13 protein-coding genes and 1 riboswitch are annotated in these 11909 nt (G+C 37.8%); of the genes, 11 read left to right on the plus strand and 2 right to left on the minus strand.

Annotated elements, in window-relative coordinates; translation table 11 throughout:
* Positions 1 to 1128, plus strand: coding sequence for a spore germination protein (locus tag ACFX4R_RS11910; protein WP_013083039.1), 1128 nt, complete (start codon positions 1 to 3; stop codon positions 1126 to 1128).
* On the plus strand, positions 1112 to 2323 hold the full coding sequence (locus ACFX4R_RS11915) for a Ger(x)C family spore germination protein (protein ID WP_060745717.1): 1212 nt from the start codon (positions 1112 to 1114) through the stop codon (positions 2321 to 2323). Before ACFX4R_RS11910 ends, ACFX4R_RS11915 begins: the two co-directional genes overlap by 17 nt.
* Positions 2324 to 2475: 152 nt before the next feature.
* Here ACFX4R_RS11915 and ACFX4R_RS11920 read toward each other — a convergent pair whose 3' ends face one another.
* Positions 2476 to 2916, minus strand: coding sequence for a YtoQ family protein (locus tag ACFX4R_RS11920; RefSeq protein ID WP_025752263.1), 441 nt, complete (start codon positions 2914 to 2916; stop codon positions 2476 to 2478).
* A 170-nt stretch (positions 2917 to 3086) separates the two neighbouring features.
* On the opposite strand from ACFX4R_RS11920, the gene ACFX4R_RS11925 reads away from it, so the two are divergent.
* The 3 genes from ACFX4R_RS11925 to ACFX4R_RS11935 all read left to right on the plus strand — a co-directional run bounded on the left by ACFX4R_RS11925 (position 3087) and on the right by ACFX4R_RS11935 (position 6362).
* Positions 3087 to 3998, plus strand: coding sequence for an ABC transporter ATP-binding protein (locus tag ACFX4R_RS11925; RefSeq protein ID WP_043982326.1), 912 nt, complete (start codon positions 3087 to 3089; stop codon positions 3996 to 3998).
* Positions 3991 to 4758 (plus strand): ABC transporter permease, encoded by a 768-nt coding sequence (locus ACFX4R_RS11930; RefSeq protein ID WP_377569636.1) that lies wholly within the window; start codon positions 3991 to 3993, stop codon positions 4756 to 4758. Before ACFX4R_RS11925 ends, ACFX4R_RS11930 begins: the two co-directional genes overlap by 8 nt.
* Before the next feature lie 101 nt (positions 4759 to 4859).
* Positions 4860 to 4966, plus strand: a riboswitch (SAM riboswitch).
* An 85-nt stretch (positions 4967 to 5051) separates the two neighbouring features.
* A complete protein-coding gene (locus ACFX4R_RS11935) occupies positions 5052 to 6362 on the plus strand; it encodes a Na+/H+ antiporter NhaC family protein (protein ID WP_043982329.1) in 1311 nt (436 codons plus the stop codon).
* 39 nt (positions 6363 to 6401) lie between these two features.
* Here the strand turns inward: ACFX4R_RS11935 and ACFX4R_RS11940 are convergent, their stop codons facing one another.
* A complete protein-coding gene (locus ACFX4R_RS11940) occupies positions 6402 to 6530 on the minus strand; it encodes a hypothetical protein (protein ID WP_013083044.1) in 129 nt (42 codons plus the stop codon).
* A 124-nt stretch (positions 6531 to 6654) separates the two neighbouring features.
* On the opposite strand from ACFX4R_RS11940, the gene ACFX4R_RS11945 reads away from it, so the two are divergent.
* The 6 genes from ACFX4R_RS11945 (at position 6655) to ACFX4R_RS11970 (ending at position 11858) form a co-directional block, all read left to right on the plus strand.
* A complete protein-coding gene (locus ACFX4R_RS11945) occupies positions 6655 to 7614 on the plus strand; it encodes a LacI family DNA-binding transcriptional regulator (RefSeq protein WP_043982330.1) in 960 nt (319 codons plus the stop codon).
* Positions 7615 to 7703: 89 nt separating this feature from the next.
* Positions 7704 to 7952, plus strand: coding sequence for a transcriptional regulator SplA domain-containing protein (locus ACFX4R_RS11950; protein ID WP_377569836.1), 249 nt, complete (start codon positions 7704 to 7706; stop codon positions 7950 to 7952).
* Positions 7953 to 8062: 110 nt separating this feature from the next.
* Positions 8063 to 9091 carry a spore photoproduct lyase gene (gene splB, locus ACFX4R_RS11955; RefSeq protein ID WP_377569838.1) on the plus strand — a complete coding sequence of 343 codons (1029 nt, stop codon included), beginning with the start codon at positions 8063 to 8065 and terminating at the stop codon, positions 9089 to 9091.
* Positions 9092 to 9244: 153 nt separating this feature from the next.
* Entirely contained in the window at positions 9245 to 9688 is a 444-nt protein-coding gene (locus ACFX4R_RS11960; protein WP_029321599.1) for a hypothetical protein, read from the plus strand.
* A gap of 104 nt (positions 9689 to 9792) precedes the next feature.
* Positions 9793 to 10029 carry a hypothetical protein gene (locus ACFX4R_RS11965; RefSeq protein WP_013056931.1) on the plus strand — a complete coding sequence of 79 codons (237 nt, stop codon included), beginning with the start codon at positions 9793 to 9795 and terminating at the stop codon, positions 10027 to 10029.
* A gap of 173 nt (positions 10030 to 10202) precedes the next feature.
* A complete protein-coding gene (locus ACFX4R_RS11970) occupies positions 10203 to 11858 on the plus strand; it encodes a DUF2339 domain-containing protein (protein ID WP_377569638.1) in 1656 nt (551 codons plus the stop codon).
* Positions 11859 to 11909: the final 51 nt, after the last annotated feature.

Genomic DNA, 11909 nt, shown 5'->3' on the forward strand with positions numbered 1-11909 from the left:
ATGATGAAAGGAAATGGGCTGTTAGAAATGATAAATTCAAAAGATCGTATTACGACGCCTCAAACAACTATTATTATTACCAACTTTATTCTTGGAACAGGTATTCTTACCTTGCCGCGGGCAGCTGCGGAAAAAGTGAAAACACCAGATGTTTGGCTAACTGTTATTTTAGGGGGGATAATCACCATGATAGCAGGGGTAATCATGGTGAAATTAAGTCAACGCTTCCCTGAAAAAACCTTTTATCAATACAGCCAAGAAATTGTAGGGAAATGGATAGGCAAGTTATTTAGTTTCCTCATGATAGGTTATTTTTTGGCACTTGGTGGGTTTCATGCTCGTTCATTGGCAGAGGTAACTGGATATCTATTGTTGGAAGGAACCCCAAAATGGGCTATAATCATGCCATTTATGTGGGCAAGTCTCTATCTGATAAGAGGGGGAATAAATCCAATTGCCCGTATATTTGAAATTATATTACCTATTACCGTTATTCTTTTTTTACTTGTTGCCTTTATGAGTATCAAAATATTTGAAGTGGATAATCTGCGCCCGGTACTAGGTTCAGGTATTACGCCGGTGCTAAAAGGGATAAGGACAACAGCTCTTGCGTTTACTGGGCCTGAATTCATGCTTTTAATATTGGCATTCATGAAAGAACCAAACAAAGCAGTAAAAGCTGTACTAGTTGGTACTGCGATTCCTTTGCTTCTTTATGTTATTACCGTCGTGATGGTTATCGGAGCGTTCTCAGTGGATGGAGTGGTTACGAGAACGTGGCCTACGCTTGATTTAATAAGAAGTTATGAATTAACTGGGTTAATATTTGAACGCTTTGATTCCTTGTTGCTGGTGGTATGGATTATGCAAATGTTTACTTCTTTTAATGTTAACCATTACGCTGCTTCATTAGGACTGTCTCAGCTTTTTAAAAAAAATATCCATCCATTTATGTATGGTGTGCTTCCGGTTATTTATCTCATTTCCATGATCCCTAGAAATATCAATGATGTATTTAAATTAGGAGATATGGTTGGTAATGCTGCCCTGATTTTATTTGGCTTTTTACCCGTACTGCTTCTTATCATTTCAAAAATAAAGGGGAGAAAGTATGAGACAAGCCTCTAATCACGTACGGTTCTTCTTATCGGTTTTGCTTTCTGTTTTTTTGCTTTTTCCTCTGGCGGGCTGCTGGAGCAGTCATGAAATTGAAGAACGAAGTTTAGGAGTAGGTATGGCTCTTGATAAAGCTAACAAGTCCATGACTGAAAAAGAATTTGATGAACAAGAAGAGTATCCCAAAAGGAACTTGATTACGTCAACCTACCAACTGATCACCCCGCAAGTGGCAAGTTCAACAACTGTCCAAGGAGGACCTCAGCAGAAGGCTTACGTGAATATGGCTGAAACGGGAGATTCTATTCATCAAATGACCCGTGAATTATCATTGAGAAGAGAGACTTCGATTGCCAGCCAACATCTAAAAGTAATTATTATTGGCGAGGCTCTTGCGAGAACGTATAGTTTAGGAAAATTAGTGAATGAGTTTCTTCGTGATAATGAGATTAGACCAAGCTGTCTTGTACTTATTAGTAAAGGGAGAGCTAGGGACGGGCTAGAATCGAAGACAGCAGGAGAAATCCCGGCATTTCGTTTGGCTGGAATGGTGGAAAATGCATATCGAACAACGAGAATTTTACCTCCCACGTCGCTCATTAAATTAGAGAGCAATATTGAATCAGGGACTAGTTTTCTATTGCAAAATGTATTATCGGCAAATGGGGAAATCAAATTTGCTGGTGCTGCCATAATTAAAGGGAAAACAAACAAAATGATCGGTTTTTTGAATGAAGAAGAACTAGATGGTCTGACTTGGATCACAGGAAAAGGGAAAGGCGGGCTAGTGAAAAGCTTTGATAAAAAGACCGGTCAGCTGATTGTATACGAAATAGAATCCATGAAAAGTCATATTGAACCTCATGTTAAAGGAAATAGCATCTCCTTCGATGTGCATATTGAATCCGAGGGGAGGCTATCTGAAAATTGGGTGGTCTCAGGAAATCCTTTAAAAAATCAATTTTTACAGAAGGTGCAAAAAAACTCAGAAAAAAAAGTGGAGCACCTCGTAAAAAACACGGTAGAAAAAATGCAAAAAGAATATAAAGTCGATGTGGCCGGGTTCGGAAATCAATTGAGAATTAAAAGGCCCAGAGTATGGATGAGGGTTAAAGACAATTGGGATCAAACATTTAGTGAAGTTCCAATTAACTATGATGTAAAATTAATGATTAAAGATTATGGAACGTCAGGATCAAAAAAGTGAGCAGCTAAGTACAATTTGGCTTGTTTTGATGTTGGAAATGAAAGAAACTAAAAGGAATAGCCTTAGAGCTTGCTAAAAAATATTCCCCCCAGTAAGGAGCTTGAGGGATAAATGAAGAATAAGAGCTGTCCAGAACCGACAGCTCTTATTTGTTATTCAAAAATATAAGCTAATGCTTGAAGAGCCTGTTCTGGCGTTTCGACTACAACCTGGGCTTTGTTTGACAGTTCTTTAAGCGGATGGTGCAGTTTTTCAGGGCGAACCAAAATTAGCGGTTTATCTAATGCAATGGCTGTCGCCGCATCCATTGCGCTGTTCCACTGCTTGTATTTTTCGCCAAATAAAGCAATAACCACATCAGATTTTTTAAGGAGCACCTGCGTACGTAAATTATTAATTTGAGAAGCAGCTTCATCTTTTAAGACAGCGTTAGGCTGTTTTCCTAAAATTTCTTCTCCAATGTTGTCGGAGCGGTCATGGTCTGTCATGGGACCGACAAAGGTAAGGGGAAGGTTTAATTGTTCTGCTTGGTTTTTAATTTCGTCTCTCCAGTTATCGTGAATTTGCCCGGCAAGGTATACGGTTAAGTTCATTATGTAGAAGTCCTCCTCTAACTAAAGTTTGTTTTATTTTATCAAATGTAAGCGGATAATACGAATGATTTGAATGGGCTACTTTTCCAAAAATAAGGTTATAGTAGACAAATAGTTAAAAAAGAGAAACAATAGAAAGCGTATTGCTAATTAAAGAAAGGATGTACATGATGACAGAAACAGTGCTACAAGTAGATCATGTCAGTAAAGTAATTGGGAAGAAAACCATTTTGCATGATGTATCCTTATCGGTTGAGCGCGGTGAGATTTTCGGATTGCTTGGTCCGAACGGCTCTGGAAAAACAACGTTAATTCGTACCGTCGTAGGACTCATCAAAGAAACAGAGGGAACAATTATCGTCAATGGATTTCCTTTAAAAGAACAGTTTACATCAGCTATGAAATCAATTGGAGCGATTATTGAAAACCCTGAGTTTTATGATTATCTGACGGGCTATCAAAATTTAAAACACTTTGCGAATATGCATGAAGGGATCACATCAGAACGCTTGGATGAAGTGATTGCTTTAGTAAAGCTTGAAAACAGCATTCATGCAAAAGTGAAGACGTATTCTCTTGGGATGAGACAGCGTTTAGGAGTAGCTCAAGCTATTTTACATAAGCCTGCATTGCTTTTACTAGACGAACCAACAAACGGTCTAGACCCAGCGGGAATGAGAGAATTTCGTACATATTTACAAACCCTCTGCAGGGAAGAAGGAATTTCGATCTTAATCGCGAGCCACTTATTAAAAGAAGTAGAAGCACTATGTGACCGCGTTGGCATTATTCAAGACGGTGAGTTAAAAGCCATTCAAGATCTATCTCCAAATCGTCAAGATCAAGGAACGTACGTAGAATTTGAAGTGTCTGATGCGCAAAAAGCAGCGGATCTTTTATCACAAGAATTTGAAGTAACGATGAGATCACATAGTATCGACGTGACGATTGTAAAAGAACAAATTCCAGCTGTGAATAAAAAATTAGTGGACAGCGATATTTTAGTCTACCGAATCACTCCTGTGTATGAGACGCTTGAAGATTCGTTTATGTCCGTTACGGAAGGAGAGCACCATGCTTAAGCTAATTCAAAATGAACATATGAAATGGTTTCATAAAAGAAGTACAAAAGTCACGTTTATTACAATCGGTATTTTAACTCTTTGTATGGCTCTTTTAATGAAGAAAGTAGCAAACAGTGCAGGAACAGAAGACAACATTTTGAACTTCCTGTCATTTAGTTCAGGTATGCTGATTCTCGTTCAATTTTTCGCGCTTGCTGTTGGAGGGTCAATGGTTGCAAAAGAGTTTGAAGCAGGTACCATTAAGCTTCTTTTAATTCGCCCTGCTAGACGTTCAACGATTTTAGCATCCAAGTACATAACCCTCATTTTAATTAGCTTGTATTATTTACTGAGCTATTTGCTTTTTTCGTTTGTATGGGGAGCATTGTTCTTTGGCTTTACCAGTCTAGAAGGAGATGCGCAGCTGCTTAAAAACATTACGCTTACGTATGACAGCGCGTATATGGAAACGTTTATGATGATGACATTTGCATTCATGCTGTCGTCTTTATTTAGAAACAGCGCGCTTGCTTCCAGTCTGGCTATTGTCGTAAGTATCGGGGCGAAAGCAGTAACAGGACTAGTATCACAGTTTGGTTTATGGTGGGGAAAATTTTTACTGTTCGCCAACACAAACTTTGTGCAGTATATGGACGGAATGAAGACGATATTTGACGGCATGACGATTCCATTTTCCATTTTCATCTTAGTTGCTCATTTTGTCTTCTTTATGGGCGTGGCATGGGCAGCGTTTTTAAAACGAGACGTAGCTAATTGATGTGAGAATTTTCGCACTATATATTTTTCTAAAATAGCATTTGACAATTAAATAAAAAGAGATTACAGTAGTGAAAGACTATTTTTAAAACAACTATAAACTTCTTATCAAGAGAGACGGAGGGACTGGCCCTATGATGTCTCGGCAACTGGCTGTACGCAGTGCGGTGCCAAATCCAGCAGACGATGTTTCGTTTGGAAGATGAGAAGGGTAATCTTATGATACAAATAAGAGACCTCTTCTTATCAATAAGAAGAGGTCTTTTTTTATTACGTAAACAAGAGGTGTTAAGAATGGAACAACAAAAAGGAAACGGCTGGGCGCTGTTACCGCTGGGCGTCTTTTTAGTCCTGTTTGTCGGATCAGGAATTATAACGGGAGATTTTTATAAGCTGCCTGTATTAGTAGCCATTATCATTGCAGCCATCGTGGCGCTGGCTATGAATCGCAAAGATTCACTTAATGTAAAAGTGGAGCGTTTTGCTAAAGGAGCAGGGCATCCTGATATCATTATTATGGTGCTTATTTTTATTTTAGCAGGTGCTTTTTCTCAAGTTGCTAAAGGCATGGGAGCTGTTGATTCAACGGTAAACTTAGCGCTTTCTGTGCTTCCGCAAAGCTTAGTGGTAGTCGGAATCTTTGTTATTGGCGCATTCATTTCCATTTCGATGGGAACATCAATGGGAACAATCGCTGCGCTAGGGCCTATTGCTGTAGGAATCAGTGAGCAAGCGCATGTATCCATTACATTGGCCATTGCTGCCGTTATTGGTGGTGCAATGTTTGGAGATAATTTATCGATAATTTCTGATACAACCATTGCAGCAGTTCGTACGCAAAAAACAAATATGTCAGATAAATTAAAAGTAAACTTTTTTATTGTCCTTCCTGCAGCGATTGTTACGGTAATTTTATTGCTTGTAATGACGCTAGGCAATACATCATCAGTAGAAATTAAAGATTTTAGCTGGTTTAAAATCTTGCCTTATGTCGGCGTACTCGTTGCTGCCATATTTGGTGCAAACGTATTAAGCATTTTAACCGGAGGAATTGTGCTAGCCGGCGTGATTGGATTAGCTGACGGAAGCTACACGCTTTCTTCTCTTGCTAAAACTGTGACAGAAGGTATTGGCGGAATGTCAGAGTTAATTATTTTATCTCTGCTAATCGGCGGAATGGTTGAGCTTATTCGCTATAATGGCGGTATTCAGTTCTTATTGAATTTATTAACACGACGCATTCAAACAAAAAAAGGCGGAGAATTCAGCATCGCTGGACTGGTAAGTTTAACAAATTTAGCAACGGCTAATAACACGATTTCAATTATTACGGCAGGTCCGTTAGCAAAAGAAATCTCTGATAAGTATTCAATTGATAATCGTAAATCAGCCAGTCTGCTTGACTTGTTTTCATGCAGCGTTCAAGGGCTTATCCCTTACGGCGCACAAATGCTTCTCGCAGCAGGATTTGCTAAAGTTTCACCGATTGAGATTATTCCATTTACATTCTACCCAATGTTAACAGCGGTTTGCGGGATCATTGCAATTGTAATTGGATTTCCTCGTTTAAATAAAAAGTCAAAGTCATCTAAAGAAGCTGCGTAATATCAAACCCTTAAAAAGAATGTTCTTTTTAAGGGTTTTTTACTGTTTAAAAAAATCAGTCGGCTTTTCATCATCTAACTCCTTCCAAAGCGTCTCGTTCTGTTTAAGTGCATAAGCCGCTCCTCCAATTTCAATTCCGCATAATAAAATGAATAATAAAATACCCATGAAATGACCTCCTTACGTAAATGAGTAAAAACACGATGGTAACGGGTTTAGCTTCTTGCTGTTTCACTTTATAATGAGAATAAAGTATGAAACGCGTTTCAGCGCAAGAGAAAAAGGTGAAAACATGACAAATATCCGAGATATCGCAAAAAAAGCTGGTGTATCTGTTTCGACTGTATCCCGGGTGCTAAATCATCATCCGTATGTAAAAGAAGAAAAACGCCGGCTGGTAGAGCAGGTTATTCACGAACTTAATTATGAACAAAACATTAATGCCGTTCACTTATCAAAAGGGAAAACAAATATGATTGCCGTCGTCTTGCCTTTTATTAATCATCCGTATTTTAGTCTGCTTTTAGAAGGAGTGGCATCTCAGGCGTTAGAAAAGCAGTATCAGCTTGTTATTTGTCAGACGAACTATGATGTAAAAAAAGAAGAAGAAGCGCTTCATATGCTAAAAACAAAGCAAGTTGATGGAGTGATTATTTGTTCTAGAGCAAGCAGCTGGAGCACGATTGAATATTATCAGCAGTACGGGCCGATAGCCGTGTGCGAAAACGTACAGAATCGTTCTATTCGCTCCGTTTACGTTGATCATTATGCAGCTTTTAAGCAGGCGCTTATGTATTTAAAAGAAAAAGGATATACGGATATTGGCTACTGTATTGGAAGGATGACGGGTACGAATAGTCAACAGCGGCAACAAGCATACAAAGAATATGTAGAAAGAATAAATCAGCCTTATCATCCGGAATGGGTTTTTCAAGGCTGTTTGAACGTGACAGATGGTGAAAAAGTGGTGGAAAAACTAGTGCAGATGAAAAATCGGCCTCAGGCGCTTTTAGTAACAAACGATCAAGTAGCTATCGGAATAAAAGCTCAGTGCGAACAAGCGGGTATTTCAGTTCCTGGTGAATTAGCTATCATTGGTTTTGATAATCATCCGCTTTCTTCTTATTTACAAATAACAACGATCGAACTTCCTCTTAAGGAAATGGGAGAAACGCTTTTTACATTAGTGGGAAGCAAGGTTCTTCAGAAAATTGAGCTCCCTTTTCGGTTTATTGAGCGTAAAAGCGTATGAATTCTTGATCGATCATGCCATGAGGTGTTTTTACCGGATAAAATGAGCAAAAGCGGACATCATACGAGTAAAGAAAGAAGAAAAGGATGATGATCGTGGAGAAAAAAGAATATCAAGTGGGAGATCAAGTATTTGTTATTTACCGAAATCCTCATACGGCAAACGTTGCGAATATTAATCAGGCTGAAATTGTTGAACATCCCGAAAACAAAGGTGAAAAGGCGCTGTTTTTACATGAGTCTTACCATTTGTTAGCTGAAGATGATGCCGTATATTCAACGTATGAAGAAGCTGGAAAAATGTATAATAAGATATTTGATTATGAACAATATGACTGATGCAAGGCTCTCTTAACGGAGAGTCTTTTTTGTTTGAAAAATAATTACCAAGGATAGAGTCTTTTTATTTTTCAAACGCTATTAGTACTAGAAAAAAGGAAGTGTACATGATGATAAAACCTTTTGTACCTCAATTAGTATATATTGAGCCAGGGGCAATGGAGTACCCGCTTGGTGTTCAATTAAAAGAAAAATTTGAGAAGATGGGAATTGAGATTCGTCAAACAACTTCTCATAATCAAGTGCGTAATATACCGGGAAAAAATGATTTGCAAAAATACCGCAATGCCAAGTCGACTTTAGTAGTTGGCGTGCGTAAAACATTGAAATTTGATACATCTAAACCGTCAGCTGAATATGCAATACCATTTGCAACAGGGTGTATGGGGCATTGTCACTATTGCTATTTGCAGACAACAATGGGAAGCAAACCATATATTCGCACGTACGTGAATGTTGAAGAAATATTAGGTCAAGCAGAGCAATATATGCAGGAGAGAGCCCCTCAAATAACGCGATTTGAAGCGGCTTGTACATCTGATATCGTAGGAATTGACCATTTAACACATTCATTAAAGCGGGGGATTGAGTATTTTGGGGAAAGTGAACTAGGTCAACTGCGCTTTGTGACTAAATTTCATCACGTGGATCATTTATTGGATGCTAAACATAATGGTCGCACGCGCTTCCGCTTTAGCATAAATGCAGATTATGTTATAAAAAACTTTGAACCTGGTACATCTCCTCTTGATTACCGGATTGAAGCTGCTAATAAAGTTGCAAAAGCCGGATATCCACTTGGCTTTATTGTGGCGCCTATTTACATTCATGAAGGTTGGCAAGAGGGATACCGTCAGTTGTTTGAAAAGCTGGACGCCTCTATACCTGAGGAGTCCAGAGATGATATTACGTTTGAAATGATTCAGCATCGCTTTACCAAGCCGGCCAAGCGGGTAATCGAGAAAAATTATCCGAAAACAAAGCTTGAGATGAATGAAGAGGAGCGCCGCTACAAGTGGGGGCGTTACGGAATTGGAAAATATGTATACGCAAAAGATGAAGAACAAGAATTAAGAGAAACATTAGAATATTACATTGATCAGTATTTTCCGAATGCAAAAATCGAATACTTTACGTAATTATTCTACAGTAATTGAAAAGTTATTCTGACGCCTTAGTCAAAATAACTTTTCAATTTTTAATGTGAAAAAATAAATTGCTTGCTAATAAGTTGAAAAAAAGAGGTTATTTTTATCGCTTGTCGTATTACATACAAAAGGGAGGTGACTGAGATGTTAAAAAATGAAGAGTTTGCGCTAACAAAAGAATTAACAAACGAACAGCAAGAAGCTGCACGGAATTTTATTCAAGTGTTGTTCCAAGAGAATTTATCTGAATTTTGGAACATATTATGTGATATCGACAAGTCTCGGATTTACGGCTTGTATGAAGCAAACCATTATTATGATTCTGATATTGAACTACATGGGTTTGTACAAGAAATAAGAGATAATGTAAGAGCTGTTTATGCGCCTCTTCAAGGGCAAGGGGGTATTTCGACGAAAGTTCGATATACAAGCGAAGGAAAGATGTATGTATACATATTAGGCAGTGGCGAAAACCCTAAGGTATATCCTGTTGGATTAATGCCTGAAACATATATCGAACAAGAACGTTTTTCTCAGCGGCTTCAAATTAGCATTTATAACGACGAGTTTCGAAACGTTGCCCTATAAACCATATATTATATATGGAAAAATAAAGAATAATAAAATTAATTTGTTAAAATAGCAATATTTGGGGTATGTAATAGGTATAACATTAAAAAGGGGTGAAAGAAATGCATTATTATCGTATTTCAGAGGGAGACCATGAAGAGTATTGTGAAACGATTCTGCTTCATGAAAAGAAGTTTTGCAAAGAAACATTTCAATCTATGGTGCGAGAAGCAATGAATAATAAGCCCGGTAAAATTGACCGTGTGGATATTGTTAAATATTTAATTGGTCACCATAGCTTTCAAGTAGCCCACATCGAAGCGGGATTTCATAGTACATACAGCGAGAAAGTGACATAAAAAATGCAGCACATCCTATACAACGAACTTTTCTTTTGAAAAGGGCGCTGTATTTTTTTTTGCTAAAAATAGAATGTTTCTAAGTGATATTACTTTTAATGGTATAATAGTTAAGTTCTGTAAGATATACATATAAAAACCACAAATACTTTAAAGAGAAAGGATGAGGAAACATGGAAAAAGAAAGAATAGAAGAACTTGAACGAAAAATAAGCAGTTTAGAAGAAGACGTAGCCAGGCTAAAGTCGCTCGTATATAAAACAAATTCTCCAAAGCCAAAAACAGTTCATCCTCCTCCCAAGCAGCGCGAGGAGACCACTAAACGTCCTGCTCAAACAGCAGCTAAAAGTTCACAGGCAATAGAAGAACCTGTTGATTGGGAAAAATTCCTTTTTCAAACATGGCTGCCGAGAATTTTTATTTTTGTATTTATTATTGGTGTGCTATGGGGATTTAAAGCAGCTTCTGACTATGGGTTAATGAATGAAAAAGCAAAAGTTGTTCTCGGTTTCGTTGTTTCAATAGGTTTTGCTGTGACAGGTCATTTCCAAATTAAAAAGGGCAGGTTGGTGCTCGGGCAAGTACTTGCAGGAGGAGCTATTCCTATTCTCATGTTAACGACGTTTGCGATGCATAGCCTGTATCATTTAGCGGGACCAACGCTTGCTTTTATACTAAATGCGAGCTGGATTATCCTAGGGATTATCGCGACAGTCTTTTATCGTTCACAGGCATTAGGTATTATTAGCGCAGTTGGAGGCGTACTCGTTCCCTTTCTTATTGAAAGTAATTCGCCTAATGCGCTCGTTTTCATTGGCTATGAAACGTTTCTGTATATTGCCTTTTTATATGTGGCAATCAAACAAAAATATTCAATTTTATATGTTCTTTCCGCGGTACTATTAAATCTTACGCTACTCATTTATTACTCGTTTGTTGGTGATAATGGTGTAAAAGAGTTATTAGGTATGGCGATTCTTATTCAGCATTTATGCTTAATTTCTAGTTTTTTTCTATCACAATCCGTACTCCAAGTATATGCGTTTACCCTTCTATCGAGTTTAGCAGTTACGTACCGATGGCTGCTCGCCGTTTTTGACGATGGCACGACCACAATGGTGCTGCTTGCGCTAGTTATTATTTACGCATTAGGTGTTTACGCAGTAAGAAGTTCTAAAGAGAAATTTGAATTTTTTATTACCTATTTAATTGTTGCAGTAGCGTTTTTTATTCATCAGCTCGTCGATTTAAGAGAAGGAGTCGTTTTATATGTGATTCAAGGACTGGCTGTTTACTATATCGCCATGACGTATAAAAATCTACTTCATCAACTATTTTCTTATACGATTTATATACTGAGCGCAACGTATATCTTAGTTACACCAATCGAACAAGTACTGTCTCTTCCGACATTAAATTGGCTTGTTGTGTTAGCTTCTATTCTAGTATTTATATGGATCAGCATTCAAAAAACAGAAAAAGATGAGCACGATACGTTCAAAATTGGAGGAAGTATTGTTTTTTCTATTCTTTCTTTAATTTTTGCTACGGAAGTTACGGCCGCTGGCACCAATCATCTTTCCGCTAATCCGCAAACGCTTATTATGACGGCCGTTTGGTTAGGGCTGTCCATTGCAGCATTTATAATAGGATCACTTAAAACGTTTAAAACAGCAACGTATATCGGCGTAGGCATTTTGTTCTTAACACTTTTTAAACTCGTTTTATACGATTTACCTTTTATCCCAATGGCTATACGGGCCTTGTTATTTATTGTCTTAGGAGCTATCGGTTTAATTATCTCGCGACTATTTTATAAAAAGAAGTAGCTAGAAGCTGAAGAGAAATTCTTCAGCTTTATTTATTATAATATTATTATG

The sequence above is a fragment of the Priestia sp. YIM B13490 genome (assembly GCF_042787735.1).
Taxonomy (GTDB): domain Bacteria; phylum Bacillota; class Bacilli; order Bacillales; family Bacillaceae_H; genus Priestia; species Priestia megaterium.